The sequence below is a fragment of the Amycolatopsis sp. NBC_00348 genome, assembly GCF_036114655.1.
GTDB lineage: Bacteria > Actinomycetota > Actinomycetes > Mycobacteriales > Pseudonocardiaceae > Amycolatopsis.
This window is the reverse complement of the sequence record NZ_CP107994.1, coordinates 5,549,435-5,565,093: the sequence shown is the minus strand read 5'-3', so window position 1 is coordinate 5,565,093 and position 15,659 is coordinate 5,549,435. Positions and strand designations below refer to the sequence as shown.

The window sequence follows — 15,659 nt, the reverse complement described above, 5'->3', positions numbered from 1 at the left end:
CTATTCGGGGATGTGCCGGACCTCGCCGAGCGGGCTGTCGCCGGGTTCGGGCAGCGCGGCGGCGGGGTGGCCGGCGGTCCACTGCGTCGCGACGGCGATGTCGTTCTTGAGCGCGGTGACGAGGTCCTCGGCGGAGGCGTAGGCCTGCTGGTCCCGCAGGTGGGCGCCGAGCCAGACGACGAGGGTCTCGTCGTAGAGGTCGCCGGTGAAGTCCAGCAGGTGCGCTTCGAGCAGCCGGTAGCCGTCGGCCCCGTAGTAGGTCGGCCGCCGGCCGACGGACACGGCCGCGGCGATGCGCGTGCCGTCCCCGCGCTGCACCCAGCCCGCCCACACACCGTCGCCGACGGACCCGTCCTGGTCACGGAGAGCGACGTTGGCGGTGGGGAAGCCCAGCTCCCGGCCGCGCTCGTCGCCGTGCTCGACGGTGCCCCGCACCACGAAGTATTCCGGCATCGTGTTCCGTCCTCCCGAGGTCGCTCCCGTCCACGTTAGCGCGCGCACGACGGGTCGATCACCACTTGGACGCGAGTGACGCGAACCACGCCCCGGCCGTCGTGAGTGGTTAGGGCGGTTAGAACCGCCCTAACCACTCACGACAAGCCGCGGCAGACCCGCTAGGCGAACGTCAGGACCGTGTCCGCCAGTACCGGGGCGTCGTCGCGCTCGACGGCCGATGTCGTCACCAGCAGGCGGTCGTCCTCGCGCCAGACCCGGGTCCGGAGGGTCTCGCCCGGGAACACCACGCCGGCGAACTTCGTCGCGAACGACGCCACCCGCGAGGGGTCGCCGTCGAGGAACTCGTCGATCAGGACCCGGGCGACCACGCCATAAGTGCACAAACCGTGCAGGATCGGACGCGGGAAGCCGGCCGCCTCCGCGAACGCCGGGTCCGCGTGCAGCGGGTTGCGGTCGCCGCACAGGCGGTACAGCAGCGCCTGCTGCGGCAGCGTCGGGGTTTCGAGCACCGCGTCCGGCTCGCGCGTGGGCCACTCGATGCGGTCCGACGGCCCGCGTGACCCGCCGAAACCGCCTTCGCCGCGGGCGAAGATGCTCGACCGGGCCGTCCACAGAGGACTGCCGTCCGACGACGTGACGTCGACCTCCTGGATGATCACGGCCGCCTTGCCCTTGTCGTAGACGTCCGCGACCCGCGAGCGGGCCACCGCCTTGCCTTCGACCGGGATCGGCCCGTGCAGGGTGATCTCCTGCTTGCCGTGCAGCACCTTCGCCAGGTCGATCTCGACCCCCGGGAACGACACCGCCGGCGGCTCGAACACGCGCAGGTTGGCCGCGACCGTGGCGAACGTCGGGACGACCACCAGGTCACGCTCGTAGGTGTAGCGCAGCTCGTCCGGGCCCGCGCCCAGCGCCAGGTGGTAGAGCAGCACGTCCGACGACGTCCAGGCGAAGCTCACTTCCCCGATTTCGGCGCCGATCGCGACGGCGGGATCGATGGGCACGCGGTGCTCCTATTCGTAGCTGATCGAGACGTCGTCGGTGACCGGCAGCGACTGGCAGGCGAGCACGATGCCGTCCGCCATGTCCTCGGCGTCGAGGACCTCGTTGTGCAGCATCTTCACCTCGCCCGATTCGATCCGGCACGCGCACGCACTGCATTGTCCCTCGCGGCACGAATACGGCGCGTCGAGGCCCGCCTCCAGCAAGTGGTCCAGGAGCTTGCGGCGGCGCGGCCACGCCATCGACCGCGTCTCGCCGTCGAGCGTCACGGTCAGCGACGCGGGTGCCTCGTCCGACTCCGGCTCCGGCTCGACGACCGGCTCCTCGACGGAGTCGAACGGGTTCCCGGACAATGACGAGAACTTCTCGACGTGCAACCGGTTCCGCGGCACGCCGAGCTGCCCGAGCGCCTCCCGCACGGCCGCCATGAACGGCGCCGGACCACAGAGGAACGCCTCGTGCGCCGGGTACGCGGAAGCCAGGCCGCGCAGCTGCGGCACGTCCGGCAGCCCCTGGACGCTCTCCAGCCAGTGGACGACGACCAGCCGGTCGCCGTAGCGTTTCGCCAGCGACGTCAGCTCGCCGGCGAAGATCACCGACGCCTCGTCGCGGTTCGCGTAGACCAGCACGACCCGGCCGGAGCCCTGCTCCAGCGCCGTCTTCAGGATCGCCATCACCGGCGTGATCCCGCTGCCCGCGGCGAAGAGCAGGAAGTCTTCGTCCACTGAGGACGGTGTGAACACGCCGGCCGGCGCCAGCACGTCCAGGGTCATCCCGGCCCGCAGCTCGTCGCAGATCCAGCTCGACCCGTACCCGCCGTCGGTGCGCTTGACCGTCACCTGGACGCGGTTCTCGTGCGGTGCGCTGGACAGCGAGTAGCACCGCGCCACCGAACCGGTGCGCTCGCTGGGGATCCGCAGCGTCAGGAACTGCCCGGCCGCATACTGGAACGCCGACGCGTGCTCGCCGGGGATCTCGAACACCACCGAACGCGCGTCCGGCGTCTCGACGACGACGTCGGCGACCGTCAGGGTGTAGACCCGCTCAGCCATCCGCGACCGCCAGTGTGCCTTCGCGCACCGCGTCGTCGATGCTGTCCGACAGCTTCGGGCAGGTGTCGAGCAACGCGGTCGGGCGGTCGGCGTCGGCGAAGACCGGGCAGCTCTCGGCCGCGTTCGTGGTCCACTGGATGCTGGTGTGGCTGATGCTGTTCTTCTTCACCAGCACGCAGGTCCCGCAGGCGCGGCACTCGTGCGGCCGCAGCCCGCCGGTCAGGAACTCGACGGTCTCCGACGTGGTCACACCTCGGCCTCCGCCTTCTGCCTGGCCAGGTTCTCCGCCACCTCGGCCGACCACGCCTCGTTCGCCTTCGACGTGTCCACTTCGAACTCGAAGCGCCGGGTCATGTCCTCGGTGACGTCGGCGGCGTCGACGTAGAACTGCTGGTACCAGCGGCGAAGCTGGTAGACCGGACCGTCCTCTTCGCACAGCAGCGGGTTCTCGATCTGCGTCTTGTGCTTCCAGATCTCGACGTCCTGCAGGAAGCCGGCGCCGATGCCCTTCGCCAGCTTCGAAGCGATCTTGTCGGCGTGCTCGTCCGAAAGCCCGTCCTGCTTCTTGACCTTCATGCCGTACTGCAGCACGAACGATGTCGGCGACACGGGGTAGTGGCAGTTGATCAGCACGCTCTGGATCTCGTACCCCTGGAAGGAGTTCACCAGGTCGTTGATCATGTACGACGGCCCGAAGTACGACGCCTCCGACCGCAGCAGGTTGTCCTCGCCGCCGTAGTTGGACGCCATGCCCATGTCCGGGCGGCCCTTGGTGTTGAGGTACTGCGTCGCGATGTGGCCTTCGAAGATGTTCTTGAAGTACGTCGGGTAGGCGTAGTGGATGTAGAAGAAGTGCGCCATGTCCACGACGTTGTCGATGATCTCACGGCAGTTGGACCCGTCGATGAAGATCGAGTCCCACGTCCAGTTGCTCCACTCGGAGCTGTAGGCCGCCTCGATCCGCGGGATCGCCAGCTCGGCCGGCGGCGGATTGCCTTCCGGGTCGTGCCACACGAACAGCTGGCCGTTCTGCTCCAGCGTCTGCCACGAGCGCGTTCGCGCGCGCAGCGGAACCCGCTTGCCGTAGGGGATCGCGACGCACTTGCCGCTGCCGTTCCAGCGCCAGTCGTGGAACGGGCAGGCGATCTCGTCGCCCTTGACCGTGCCCTGGGTGAGGTCGCCGCCCATGTGCCGGCAGTAGCCGTCGAGTACGTGCAGGTCGCTCTTCGAGTCCGCGAACACCACCAGCTTGGTGCCGAACGCCGTGATGGCGTGCGGTTTCCCGTCGCGGAGGCGCTCGGCCAGCCCCAGGCAGTGCCAGCCCCGGGCGAACCGCGTCGGTGGCTCACCGGCGTAGATGGTGCGTACCGATTCCTGCGTCATCGCTGCCCTCCCGTGGTCCTCTGATCTTCGTTCGCCAGCCGCGTCGCCGCAAGGTAGCCGAACACCATGGCGGGGCCGATGGTCGCGCCGGGCCCGGCGTACGTGCGGCCCATCACGGCCGCGCTGACGTTGCCCGCGGCGAACAGGCCCGGCACGACCGAGCCGTCCTCGCGCAGGACCTGTGCGTGTTCGTCGGTCCGCAGCCCGCCCTTGGTGCCGAGGTCGCCGGGCACGATCTTCACCGCGTAGTACGGCGCCTTGTCGAGCGGGCCGAGGCTGGGGTTGGGTTTGTTGCGCGGGTCGCCGTAGTAGTGGTCGTACGTGCTGAGCCCGCGCTGGAAGTCCTCGTCGACGCCGGTGCGCGCGAAGCCGTTGAAGCGCTCGATCGTGGCTTCCAGCGCATCCGCCGGGACGTCGATCTTCCCGGCCAGCCCGGCCAGCGACGACGACTTGACCGCGATCCCGGCCTTGAACCAGCGGCCGGGCAGCGGCTGGCGCGGCCCGACGCCGGTGAACATGTAGCGGTCCTTGTAACGCTGGTCGAACACCAGCCAGGTCGGGATGTGCTCGCCCGGGCCGTCGCCCTCGCCGTACATCGCGTGCACAGCCTCGACGTAGGGCGCTGACTCGTTGACGAACCGCTGCCCGCGCGCGTCGACCATGACGCAACGCGGGCGCGAGCGCTCGGCCAGCGCGAACCACGGCCCGCCGGTGAGCGGCAGGGTCGGGCCCCACCAGGCGTCGTCCATCAGGTCGAGGGCCGCGCCGAGCTTGAGCCCGGCGGTGATGCCGTCGCCGGTGTTCGCCTCCGCGCCGACGGTCCAGTCGGTGCCGATCGGGGAGCGCTGGTACTTCTCGCGCATCTCGAGGTTCTGTTCGAAGCCGCCGCTGGCGAGGATCACGCCGCGGCGGGCCGCGATGACTCCTTGCGCGGTGACCACCCCGGTGACCCGGTCGCCTTCGACCTGCAGGTCCACCAGTGCCGTGTTGAGCCGGACCTCGACGTTCGCCCTGGTCAGGCCGATCCGCAGGCCGGCCGCAAGCGCTTGCCCCATGGCCAGCAGGTGCTGCCGCCGGATCCGGCCGGCCAGCCACTGCGTGCCGAGCGACAGCAGCCGGACAACGCCGCGGGGGTGCCGCAGGAGCAGGCTCAGCCAGCGGTAGTCGGCCTGGGTGATCGGCACGCCGAGCGGGGGAGCGCTGTAGGGCGGTTCGAGGTGGGCCAGCTCGTCGCCGAGCAGGTGGCCGTCGAGGGCGACGGGCTCGACGGACCGGCCGCCGGTCCGCCCGCCGGGCGCTTCGGGGTGGTAGTCGCTGTAGTCGCGGACCCAGCGGAACTTCAGCGGCGTGTGGTCGCAGACGAACCGCAGCACCTCGGGCCCGTGGGCGAGGAACGTGTCGCGCCGGACGGCCGGGACGACGTCCCCGACGATCGAGGCGAGGTACTCGCGTGCCCGCTCGGGCGGGTCGTCGATCCCGGCGGCGCGCAACGCGTGGTTGCCCGGCAGCCAGACCCCGCCGCCGGAGCGCGCGGTCGAGCCGCCGAAACAGGCCGCTTTCTCCAGGAGTACGACGCTCAGGCCGCCGTTAGCCGCGGCCAGCGCGGCGGTCATCCCGGCAGCGCCGCTGCCGACCACGACGACGTCGAACTGCTCCGTCATGCCACCTCACCTATAACGTGTTCCACAAGACAAGTATCCAGTTGAGGGTCGCTTTCGGCCACCATAGACGAGAACGTGTTTCAGTTCTAGGGTAGCGAACCATGGACGAACTCGTCGCGGACGTGGTCATCGTGGGGTTCGGTGCGGCCGGCGCGTGCGCCGCCCTCGAAGCCGCCGACGCCGGTGCGGACGTCGTCATCGTCGAGCGCTTCGCCGGCGGTGGCGCCAGTGCGGTCAGCGGTGGCGTGGTCTACGCGGGCGGCGGCACCCGCCAGCAGCAGGACGCGGGGGTCGACGACACGGTCGACGCGATGTACGAATACCTGCGCCTCGAAGCCGGGGACGTCGTCTCCGGCAAGACGCTCCGGCGGTTCTGCGAGGACAGCCGCGAGATGGTCACCTGGCTGGAGGGCAACGGCGTCCCGTTCGAAGGCAGCCTCTGCCCGTACAAGACGTCGTACCCGAGTGACGAGTTTTACCTGTACTACTCCGGCAGCGAGGCCGCCGGCGGGTTCCGCGACGCGGCGAAACCGGCCCCGCGCGGCCATCGCGTCAAAGGCCCCGGCACGTCCGGGAAGATGCTGATGACGCGCTTGGCCGAAGCCGTGCGACGCCGGGAGATCCGGGTGCTGCCGCAGACGCGGGTGCGCTCGCTGATCCACGACGACCAGGGTGGCATCACCGGGGTCGTCGCGGACAGCCTGCGGGACGCGCCGGCGTCGGTGAAGGCCCGGCACCGGCGGCTCGCGTCGTACTCCGCCAAGCCCGGCATCTACGTCCCGGCGCTGCGGAAACCCCTGCACCGCCGGGTCGAACGGCTCGAACGCGCGCACGCCCGCGAGCTGCGGATCACCGCGCGGCGCGGGGTGGTCCTCGCCGCCGGCGGGTTCATCGCCAACCGCGCGATGGTGCGCGAGCACGCGCCCGCCTACCGCGGCGGCCTGCCGCTGGGCACCGCCGCCGACGACGGCTCGGGCATCCGGCTGGGTGTCGGGGCCGGGGGCGCGACCGCGGAACTGGGCCGGATCTCGGCGTGGCGGTTCGTGACGCCGCCGAGCGCGTTCCTCGGCGGGATCATCGTCGACGCCGGTGGCCGCCGGATCATCGACGAGTCGCGTTACGGCGCCGCCGTCGGCGAGCGGCTGATCGAGCGGCACGACAGCAAGGGCTGGCTGCTGGTCGACGCGCCGATCGTCGCCGAGGCCCGGCGTGACGGCACCAAGCAGAGCCAGTGGTTTCAGGGCCTCCAGCTGCGGTACCTCCTGCGGCGCGGGCGGGTCGTCGGCTCGACGGTCGAAGAAGCAGCACGCAAGGCCGGCGTCGACCCCCAGGGCCTGCGCGCGAGCGTCGAGGCCTACCACGGTGCCGAAGACCCGATGGGCAAGCCCGCCGAGTTCGCCCGGCGCCTGGACAACCCGCCGTTCTCGCTCATCGACGTCTCCGTGCGGCCCAACCTCGGCTACCCGACGCCGATGCTGACGCTCGGCGGCCTGGTCGTGGACGAGGACACCGGCGCGGTCCGGGACGCCGGAGGTGTGCCGATCAAGGGGCTGTACGCGGCCGGGCGCACCGCGGTGGGAATCTGTTCCAGGTCCTACGTCAGCGGTCTCTCGCTGGCCGACTGCGTGTTTTCCGGCCGCAGGGCGGGGATCAACTCCGCCTTGGCGCAGGGTGTTCTCGACAAAAACGAGAACGTGTTCTAGTCTTGCGGGAGTGAACGCGAGAGAGGAACGCGCATGAGCGAGCAGGTGATCGCCGGGGTCCGGGACCTCCTGCCGGTCCTGCGGGAACGGGCCCAGGACACCGAGGACGCGCGACGCGTCCCCGAAGAGTCCGTCAAGGCCCTGCAGGAGACCGGGTTCTTCAAGATGCTGCAACCGAAGCCGTACGGCGGTTTCGAGTCGGACCCGGTGAGCTTCTACACCGCGGTGAAGCTGATCGCGAGCGCGTGCGGGTCCACCGGCTGGGTCGCCTCCATCCTCGGCGTCCACCCGTGGCACGTGGCGTTGTTCGACGCTCAGGCGCAGGAAGAGGTGTGGGGCGGCGACGAGGACGTCCGGATCTCCTCGTCGTACGCCCCCATGGGCAAGGCCGAGGTCGTCGAAGGCGGCTACCGGCTCTCCGGCCGGTGGAGCTTCTCGTCCGGCTGCGACCACTGCACGTGGGTGCTGCTCGGCGGGCCTGCCTTCAAGGACGGCAAGCCGGTCGACTTCTGCACCTATCTGCTGCCGATCGCGGACTACTCCATTGTGGACGTCTGGGACACGGTCGGGCTGCGGGGCACCGGGTCGAACGACATCGTCGTCGAAGACGTCTTCATCCCGCAGCACCGGGCGCTGAGCTTCATCGCGACGTCGAAGTGCAAGGTGCCGGGCCAGGCCGTCAACCCCGGGCCGCTGTACCGGCTGCCGTACGGGTCGGTGCACCCGTCCACGATCACCGCGCCGATCATCGGCATGGCCCAGGGCGCCTACGACGCGCACGTCGAGCACCAGGGCAAGCGGGTGCGCGCCGCGTACGCCGGTGAACAGTCCAAAGAGGACCCGTTCGCCAAGGTCCGGATCGCCGAGGCGGCCAGCGAGATCGACGCCGCGTGGCTGCAGCTGACCCGCAACATCGACGAGCTGTACCAGCTGGCCAAGCGCGAAGAGCGGCTGCCCGTGGACCTGCGGCTGCGCGTCCGGCGCGACCAGGTGCGCGGCACCGAACGCGCGATCGGCGCGATCGACCGGCTCTTCGAGAACTCCGGCGGCCGGGCCATCCAGCGCGGCACGCCGATCCAGCGCTTCTGGCGCGACGCGCACGCCGGCCGGGTGCACGCGGCCAACGACGCCGAGCGCGCCTACGTCATGTACGGCACCGGCGCCTTCGGGCTCCCCGTCGAGAACGCGATGTACTGATGGCCGCGCCGGAAGGGAAGTACGCCGAGGTCGCAGGGGGTCTGAAGCTGCACTACCACGAGGCCGGCGCCGAGCACGCCGAGACGGTGATCCTGCTGCACGGCGGCGGGCCCGGCGCGTCGGCGTGGAGCAACTTCGGGCGCAACCTGCCGGAGTTCGCCAAGCACTACCGGACGATCGCCGTCGACCAGCCCGGTTTCGGCCGGTCGGACAAGCCGACCGCGCACCCGCAGTACTTCCGCCACAGCGCGGACGCCGTCGCGGGCCTGATGGACGCGCTCGGCGTCGAAACCGCGCACTTCATCGGCAACTCGCTCGGTGGTGGCGCGGCTGTGCGGCTGGCGCTGAACCACGGCAAGCGCGCCGGGCGGCTCGTGCTGATGGGGCCGGGCGGGCTGAGCGTCAACCTGTTCGCGCCCGACCCGACCGAAGGCGTCAAGAACCTCGGGAAGTTCGGGGCGAAACCCAGCCGCGAGCGCATGGAAGCCTTCCTGCGCATCATGGTCCACGATCAGGCGCTCATCACCGACGAGCTGATCGACGACCGGTTCGCCGCGGCGAACACCCCGGAGTCGCTCGCCGCGATGCGGGCCATGGGGATGTCGTTCGCCCAGCCCGAAACCTACGAAGAGGGCATGCTCTGGCGTGAGGCCCACCGGCTGCGCCAGCGGGTGCTGCTGATCTGGGGCCGCGAAGACCGCGTCAACCCGCTCGACGGCGCGTTGGTCGCGCTGAAGACCATCCCGCGCGCGCAGCTGCACGTGTTCGGCGGCTGCGGACACTGGGCCCAGCTGGAGAAGTTCGACGAATTCAACCGGCTGGCCCTCGACTTCCTCGGGAGTTCCTGATGGGCATCCGGTCACTGGGCTACCTCCGCGTCGAAGCCACCGACATGGCCGCGTGGCGCGAATACGGGCTCAAGGTGCTCGGCATGGTCGAGGGCAAGGGGGAGAACCCCGACGCGCTCTACCTGCGCATGGACGACTTCCCGGCGCGTCTCGTGATCTCGCCCGGCGACGCGGACCGGCTGACGACCGCCGGCTGGGAGGCCGCGAACGCCGGCGAGCTGGCCGAGATCCGGTCCCGGTTGGACAGTGCTTCGGTGCCCTACAAGGAGGGCACGCCCGAGGAGCTGGCCGACCGCCGCGTCGACGAGCTGATCAGCTTCGACGACCCGTCCGGCAACACCCAGGAGGTGTTCCACGGCGTCGCGCTGCAGCACCGGCGCGTGGTCAGCCCGTACGGGCACCGGTTCGTCACCGGCGAGCAGGGCCTCGGCCACGTCGTCCTGTCCACAAAGGACGACGAGGCGTCGCTGCGGTTCTACCGTGACGTCCTCGGGTTCCGGCTGCGCGACTCGATGCGCCTGCCGCCGCAGATGGTCGGCCGGCCCGCCGACGGCGCGCCCGCGTGGCTGCGGTTCTTCGGCTGCAACCCGCGCCACCACAGCCTGGCGTTCCTGCCGATGCCGACCCCGAGCGGGATCGTGCACCTGATGGTCGAGGTCGAGCAGACCGACGACGTCGGGTTGTGCCTCGACCGCGCGATCCGGCGGAAGGTGCCGATGTCGGCGACGCTCGGCCGGCACGTCAACGACCTGATGCTGTCGTTCTACATGAAGACCCCCGGCGGGTTCGACATCGAGTTCGGCTGTGAAGGCCGGCAGGTCGACGACGAGAACTGGATCGCCCGCGAGAGCACCGCGGTTTCCCTGTGGGGCCACGACTTCTCGGTCGGCGCCCGGCCGCCCGGCGCGCCGTGACGGCGATGGCGGTCGAGGAGACCGCGTTCCGCAGCGTCCTCGGGCACTTCTGCACGGGCGTCACCGTCGTCACCGGCCGCGACGGCGACACGCTGGCCGGGTTCGCCTGCCAGTCGTTCGCCGCGCTGTCGCTCGACCCGCCGCTCGTGCTGTTCTGCCCGGCGAAGACGTCCCGCACCTGGCAGGTCCTGGCCGCGGCCGGCCGGTTCGCGATCAACGTCCTGGCCGAGAACCAGCAGGAAGTCAGCGCGGTGTTCGGCGCCCGCGGTGAGGACAAGTTCGCCCGCTTCGGCTGGACGCCCGCGCCGTCCGGGGCGCCGCTGCTCGAAGGCGCGCTGACGTGGATCGACTGCGAGCTGGAAGCGGTGCACGAAGCCGGCGACCACTACGTCGTGATCGGGCGCGTCACGGCGCTGGGCGCGCCGTCGGACGCGCGGCCGTTGCTGTTCCACCGGGGGCAGTACTCGGTCACCGAGCCGGCGCGGGACGCGCTCGCCGCGCTGATGCCGTGGCCCCGCCCGGACGACTGGCTCTGACCCCGCGTCACCGCGGGCGGAGGCCGTCGACGATCACCGCCACGATCTTGGGCACCCGCGTGTCCCACTCGGCTTCGGGCACCCGCGACAGCGCGCCCAGGAGCAGGATGACGTCCGCCGCGTCGACCTCTTCGCGTACCTGACCGACGGCTTTTCCCCGCTGGAGCAGCGTTTCGAGTGCTTCGTCGAGCCGGTGGTGCTGGCCCGCGTAGAGGTCCTGCCACGCCGAGGCCTCGATCGCCGCCATCACCCCGCGCTTGACCCGCGCGTACTCGACCAACCGATCGAGCCAGGCGGTCAGGGCCTCGAGCGGCGGGTGCCCGGCCAGCAGCGGCGCCACGGCGTCGACGAGCTGCGTCAGCTCGTACCGGTACACCTCCGCGAGCAGGTGCTCGCGGGTCGGGAAGTGCCGGTAGAGGGTGCCCTGCCCGACGTCGGCAGCCTTGGCGACCCGGTGCAGCTTCAGGTCGGCGGCCGCGCCGTTGGACTCGCTCAGCTCGGCCCGCGCGGCCTCGACGATCCGGTCGCGGTTGGCGACCGCGTCCGACCGGCGCTCACGACCCGGCACGACGGCACCGCCCTTTCCCGCGAAGTAACCGGACAGTTGTCAGCTTAACCCGGGGGAGCGGTGCCGGGCAGTCCGCCCGGCGCGGCCGAGCGGTAACAACGGCCGTCGAGAAGGCGACTTCACAGGGTCGTCGCCGCCCGAGGAGGAGTTCGTGCAGCTGTCCGGTTTCCCGGCCGCGGAGGTCGGGTTCGACCGCGCTGGTGGGCTCGCCGGCGACCGGGGCGCGGCCGTGCGGGAGCTGGCCGCCGACCGCGCGACCACCGACCTCGTCGTGCTGAGCCACGGCTGGGACGACGACCCCGTCACGGCTAGGCACCTGTACGCCGATCTCGCGTCCTCGCTGCGCTCGGTCTGCGACGGACCCCTCGCCTTCGCCTGCGTGCTGTGGCCGTCGCGCAAGTTCGCCGAGTCCGCCGGTCTGGAGGAGCGGCTCGACCTGCTGCGGGAGCTCGTGCCCGAGCACCGGCGCACCATCGACGCGGCGGCCGAGCTCGTCCCGGCGCTCGCGGCCCGCTCGACCGCGCGGACCGCGTTCGCCGCCGCGCTGCTGTCGGTCGCCGCCCCCGCCGCGCAGGACCGCGAAGACGCGTCGACGGAGCTGCTGACCCTGCCCGGCGGCACCGTGATGGACCGGCTCGCGAAACCGGCGTCCGGGTTCGTCGAGGCCGCGCGGCAGCTGCTCGACTACCTGACCTACTACGAGATGAAGGCGCGCGCGGGCGAGGTGGGGGAGCACGGCCTGGCGCCGCTGCTCGGCGCGGTCGCCCGGCCCGGCCTGCGCGTTCACCTGGTCGGGCACGGCTTCGGCGGCCGCCTGGTGACCGCGGCCGCGCTGGCCCGGCCGGCCGGGACGCTGGGCACGCTCACCCTGCTGCAGGCGACGTTGTCGCACCACGCCTTCGCCGAGTCGGGGGTGTTCCGCGGCGTGCTCGACGCGCACGTCGTGACCGGACCGATCCTCGTCACGCACACCGCGTACGACCTGGTCGCCGGGGTCGCGTTCGAGATCGCGTCGCGCGTCACCGGGCTGGGTTACGGCAGCATCGGGCGGGACGGCGCTCAGGGGACCGCCGAAGCCGTGCCGGGCGAGCTGCTGCCGGTCGGCGGGCGCTACGCGTGGCGCCCGGGCGTGCCGCACAACCTGCGGGCCGACGGGTTCGTGCGCGGGCACACCGACGTCCACGGGCCGGAAATCGCTCACGCGCTGTGGTCGGCGATCGCGGCCGGTTAGCTCGGGCGGGTGGTTGTGCAGGGGTTCACAGGTGGGCCGCGTCCCATTCACGAGAGAAAGCCGACACTGCGCGCGCACACTGAGGGTGCAGAGTCTGTTCCCGGGGAGGAGTGTGCCGCGCATGCAGGGTCGGATCGCCCGGTTCCGGCGCCGGTTGTTCCCCGGCGGCAACCCGCTCGCCCGGTTCGGTGACCGCGTCGAAGCCGCGTTGCTGCTCCTGCTGGTGGCCGGCGCGCTGCTGACGCTGCCGTTCGCCGCCGCGGTCGGCTCCGACACCTACGCCGCGCAGACCGCCCGCGCCGAGCAGGAGCGCACCACGCGTCATCCCGCGACGGCGACCTCGCTGGCCGCGGCCGCCACGCAGACCTACAGCACCGACGGCGCCGGCGCGCCCGCCGACCAGACGACCGTCCCGGCGGTCTGGTTCGACGCCCGCGGCGCCCGGCACACCGGCGACCTCCTCGCCGACTCCGGCAGCCCGAAGGGCACGCACGTATCTGTGTGGCTGGACCAGCGCGGCGAGCTGACGACCGAGCCGCTCTCGCCGGCCACTTCGGCGGCCGACGGCGTGTTCGCGGCGATCCTGCTCTGGGTCGCCGTCACCGGCGCACTGGCCGCGCTCTACGGCCTCGCCCGGTTCGTCCTGGGCCGCCTCCGCGCCGCGGCGTGGGACCGGGCCTGGGCGCAAGCCCGCCACGACAGCCGGTTCTGAGCGTCACTTCTGGGCGTCACTTCCAGCGGAAGTGCACGAAGACCCGGCCGAAGTTGTCCTTGTCCTTCTCGATCCGGTGGTAGAGCGCCTTGATGTCCTTGCGCTCCAGGAACCGCAGGACGTGCTTCTTCAGCTGCCCGGAGCCCTTGCCGGGGATGATCTCGACGAGCGGCGCCTTCTTGGCGACGGCCTCGTCGATGATCCCCTGCAGGGCCTTGTCGATCTCGCCGCCGCGGTTGTAGATGTCGTGGAGGTCCAACTTCAGCTTCACAGGGCCTGCCACCAGCCGTCGACCGCCGGCGGCTCGCCGACGTCCACGCGCTCACCCGGACGGGGGATCGCCAGCGGGATGTCCGCCGCCTTCGCCTCGGTCCAGACGCGGTCCGCCGGCTCACCCCACGGGTGCATCGCCAGCGAGAACGTCGCCCAGTGGACCGGGACCAGCAGCTTCGCCCGGACGTCGAGGCCCGCCGCTACACCTTCCTCCGGCGTCATGTGGATGTCCGGCCACTGCGGGGCGTACGCGCCGATCTGGACCAGGGCGACGTCGAAGGGGCCGTGCTCCGCGCCGATGCTCGCGAAGCCGTCGAAGTAGCCCGTGTCGCCGGTGTAGAAGACCCGGTGCTCCGGGCCGAGCAGGGCCCAGGACGTCCACAGCGTGTCGTCGTTCGTGATGCCGCGACCGGAGAAGTGCTGGGCCGGCGTCGAGATGAACCGGACGCCGGCCACCGTCGCCTCTTCGTGCCAGTCCAGCTCGATGATGCGCTCGGCCGGAACGTGCCAGCGCTCCAGGTGCGCGCCGACGCCCAGCGGCACCAGGAACGGCGCCGCGGTCGACGTCACCAGCGAGCGGATCGTCGCCAGGTCGAGGTGGTCGTAGTGGTCGTGCGAGATGACGACGGCGTCCACCCGGCCGACCCCGGACAGCGGCACCGGCGGCTCGTGCAGCCGCCGCGGGCCGGCGAACGTCGCGGGCGAGACGCGGTCGCTCCACACCGGGTCGAGCAGCACGCGGGCGCCGTCCAGCTCCACCAGCGTCGAGGCGTGGCCGTACCAGGTCAGGTGCAGGCCCTCGGCCGTCTCGACCGGCGCGGCCTTCACCAAGGGGATCGCACTGGCGGGTTTGCGCAGCTCACGGTCGGTGCCGAAGAACATCTCGCGGAAGATGGTGCTCATCGACGCCGCGGTCATCGGGTGCCGCGGCGCCACGTTGCGGAACACCTTGCCGTCGAACTGCGGCGAGCGGCGGACCCGCTCGGCACGGGCGCCGGCGGCCTTCGCGCCGAACGCCGCCGGCAGGTCACGCAGTGCAGCGATCGTCTTCCTCATGCCCTGAGTCTACGAACGGTTCCTGAGAGGCGCCCCAGCTTCATGCAGGTGGGTGAGCGCCTGCCGGTAGGACTCGACCAGGCTCGTCTGCAGGTACGGGATGCCCAGCTCGGCGCAGTACCCCTGGACGATCGGCTGCGCCTGCCGCAGGTGCCGCGACGGCATGCTCGGGAACAGGTGGTGCTCGATCTGGTAGTTGAGGCCGCCGAGGGCGACGTCGACGACCGCGCCGCCGCGGACGTTGCGGGAGGTCAGCACCTGCTTGCGCAGGAAGTCCAGCTCCGGGCGCCCGGTCAGCGTGGGCATGCCCTTGTGGTTGGGCGCGAAGATCGATCCCATGTAGACACCCCACAGTCCTTGGTGGACGGCGAAGAACAGCAACGCTATGCCCGGCGACAGCACCGTGATCAGCGCGCTGAAGTAGACGGCGAAGTGCAGGGCGAGCAACGCGGCCTCGACGCCTCGGCGGCGCAGACCCGGCTTGCGCACCGCGCGGATGCCGGACCAGTGCAGGTTCAGGCCTTCGAGGGTGAGCAGCGGGAAGAACAGGAACGCCTGGTAGCGCCCGATGAACCGCGGGACACCGCGGCTGGCGCGGGCCTGGTCCTTCGACCACACCAGGATGTCCGGGTCGACGTCGGGGTCCAGCTCCTCGTGGTTCGGGTTGGCGTGGTGGCGGGTGTGCTTGTCCATCCACCAGCCGTAGCTCATGCCGACGCCGAGGTTGCCCGCGATCATCCCGGCGACCTCGGTCGGCCGCCGGCGCCGGAACACCTGCTTGTGCGCGAGGTCGTGGGAGAGCAGCGCGATCTGGCCGAACAGCACGGCTTGGAACGCGGCCACGGCCAGCTGCCACCACGAGTTCCCGAGGAAGGCGAAGGCGACCCAGCCGGCGGCGAACAACGTGGTCACGACGGCGATCCGGGCGGTGTAGTAACCGGGCCGGCGCCTCATCAGGCCGGCGGCGGAGATGCGGTGGCTCAGCCGGGCGAAGTCGCTGCCGGTGTGCACGAGGTTGTCTGTGGTCACGTCCCCGAGTCTTCGCGCGGACGCCACCGGCCGGAATC

General features: G+C 71.2%; 17 protein-coding genes. 7 read left to right on the top strand and 10 right to left on the bottom strand.

Annotated features, from left to right (window positions below; translation table 11 throughout):
- The 6 genes from OHS58_RS23765 to kstD all read right to left on the bottom strand — a co-directional run bounded on the left by OHS58_RS23765 (position 1) and on the right by kstD (position 5,554).
- Positions 1-453: a riboflavin kinase gene (locus OHS58_RS23765; RefSeq protein WP_247063332.1), complete on the bottom strand. Its 453-nt coding sequence runs from the start codon at positions 451-453 to the stop codon at positions 1-3.
- Positions 454-614: 161 nt separating this feature from the next.
- Positions 615-1,460 (bottom strand): MaoC/PaaZ C-terminal domain-containing protein, encoded by an 846-nt coding sequence (locus tag OHS58_RS23760; RefSeq protein WP_328644042.1) that lies wholly within the window; start codon positions 1,458-1,460, stop codon positions 615-617.
- 9 nt (positions 1,461-1,469) lie between these two features.
- Entirely contained in the window at positions 1,470-2,510 is a 1,041-nt protein-coding gene (locus OHS58_RS23755) for a ferredoxin--NADP reductase (RefSeq protein ID WP_328644041.1), read from the bottom strand.
- Complete coding sequence (locus OHS58_RS23750) at positions 2,503-2,760, bottom strand: hypothetical protein (protein ID WP_247063338.1); 258 nt, start codon at positions 2,758-2,760, stop codon at positions 2,503-2,505. The genes OHS58_RS23755 and OHS58_RS23750 overlap by 8 nt, the downstream gene beginning before the upstream one ends.
- Positions 2,757-3,893 carry a Rieske 2Fe-2S domain-containing protein gene (locus OHS58_RS23745; RefSeq protein ID WP_247063339.1) on the bottom strand — a complete coding sequence of 379 codons (1,137 nt, stop codon included), beginning with the start codon at positions 3,891-3,893 and terminating at the stop codon, positions 2,757-2,759. Before OHS58_RS23745 ends, OHS58_RS23750 begins: the two co-directional genes overlap by 4 nt.
- Positions 3,890-5,554 (bottom strand): 3-oxosteroid 1-dehydrogenase, encoded by a 1,665-nt coding sequence (kstD, locus tag OHS58_RS23740; RefSeq protein WP_328644040.1) that lies wholly within the window; start codon positions 5,552-5,554, stop codon positions 3,890-3,892. Before kstD ends, OHS58_RS23745 begins: the two co-directional genes overlap by 4 nt.
- A gap of 101 nt (positions 5,555-5,655) precedes the next feature.
- Here kstD and OHS58_RS23735 point away from each other — a divergent pair, with 101 nt between their 5' ends.
- From OHS58_RS23735 to hsaB, 5 genes are read left to right on the top strand one after another with little or no spacing between them, the layout of a single operon-like run.
- Positions 5,656-7,257: an FAD-binding protein gene (locus OHS58_RS23735; protein WP_328644039.1), complete on the top strand. Its 1,602-nt coding sequence runs from the start codon at positions 5,656-5,658 to the stop codon at positions 7,255-7,257.
- 33 nt (positions 7,258-7,290) lie between these two features.
- Positions 7,291-8,454 (top strand): 3-hydroxy-9,10-secoandrosta-1,3,5(10)-triene-9,17-dione monooxygenase oxygenase subunit, encoded by a 1,164-nt coding sequence (hsaA, locus tag OHS58_RS23730; protein WP_326954873.1) that lies wholly within the window; start codon positions 7,291-7,293, stop codon positions 8,452-8,454.
- Positions 8,454-9,302 (top strand): 4,5:9,10-diseco-3-hydroxy-5,9,17-trioxoandrosta-1(10),2-diene-4-oate hydrolase, encoded by an 849-nt coding sequence (gene hsaD / locus OHS58_RS23725; protein WP_326947602.1) that lies wholly within the window; start codon positions 8,454-8,456, stop codon positions 9,300-9,302. Before hsaA ends, hsaD begins: the two co-directional genes overlap by 1 nt.
- Positions 9,302-10,216: an iron-dependent extradiol dioxygenase HsaC gene (gene hsaC / locus OHS58_RS23720; protein WP_328644038.1), complete on the top strand. Its 915-nt coding sequence runs from the start codon at positions 9,302-9,304 to the stop codon at positions 10,214-10,216. Before hsaD ends, hsaC begins: the two co-directional genes overlap by 1 nt.
- A 5-nt stretch (positions 10,217-10,221) precedes the next feature.
- Positions 10,222-10,752: a 3-hydroxy-9,10-secoandrosta-1,3,5(10)-triene-9,17-dione monooxygenase reductase subunit gene (gene hsaB, locus OHS58_RS23715; RefSeq protein ID WP_328644037.1), complete on the top strand. Its 531-nt coding sequence runs from the start codon at positions 10,222-10,224 to the stop codon at positions 10,750-10,752.
- Between the two features lie 7 nt (positions 10,753-10,759).
- Here the strand turns inward: hsaB and OHS58_RS23710 are convergent, their stop codons facing one another.
- Positions 10,760-11,320 (bottom strand): TetR/AcrR family transcriptional regulator, encoded by a 561-nt coding sequence (locus OHS58_RS23710; protein WP_328644036.1) that lies wholly within the window; start codon positions 11,318-11,320, stop codon positions 10,760-10,762.
- Between the two features lie 151 nt (positions 11,321-11,471).
- On the opposite strand from OHS58_RS23710, the gene OHS58_RS23705 reads away from it, so the two are divergent.
- Both OHS58_RS23705 and OHS58_RS23700 read left to right on the top strand, forming a co-directional pair.
- Positions 11,472-12,551: a hypothetical protein gene (locus OHS58_RS23705; protein ID WP_326947606.1), complete on the top strand. Its 1,080-nt coding sequence runs from the start codon at positions 11,472-11,474 to the stop codon at positions 12,549-12,551.
- 121 nt (positions 12,552-12,672) lie between these two features.
- The gene (locus OHS58_RS23700) at positions 12,673-13,263 is read left to right on the top strand and encodes an Rv1733c family protein (protein WP_328644035.1); all 591 of its coding nucleotides are present in this window, start codon (positions 12,673-12,675) and stop codon (positions 13,261-13,263) included.
- Between the two features lie 16 nt (positions 13,264-13,279).
- Here the strand turns inward: OHS58_RS23700 and OHS58_RS23695 are convergent, their stop codons facing one another.
- From OHS58_RS23695 to OHS58_RS23685, 3 genes are read right to left on the bottom strand one after another with little or no spacing between them, the layout of a single operon-like run.
- On the bottom strand, positions 13,280-13,534 hold the full coding sequence (locus OHS58_RS23695; RefSeq protein WP_247063355.1) for a Smr/MutS family protein: 255 nt from the start codon (positions 13,532-13,534) through the stop codon (positions 13,280-13,282).
- A complete protein-coding gene (locus tag OHS58_RS23690) occupies positions 13,531-14,592 on the bottom strand; it encodes an MBL fold metallo-hydrolase (RefSeq protein WP_326947608.1) in 1,062 nt (353 codons plus the stop codon). The genes OHS58_RS23695 and OHS58_RS23690 overlap by 4 nt, the downstream gene beginning before the upstream one ends.
- Positions 14,593-14,601: 9 nt before the next feature.
- Positions 14,602-15,621 (bottom strand): fatty acid desaturase family protein, encoded by a 1,020-nt coding sequence (locus OHS58_RS23685; RefSeq protein ID WP_328644034.1) that lies wholly within the window; start codon positions 15,619-15,621, stop codon positions 14,602-14,604.
- Positions 15,622-15,659 lie beyond the last annotated feature (38 nt).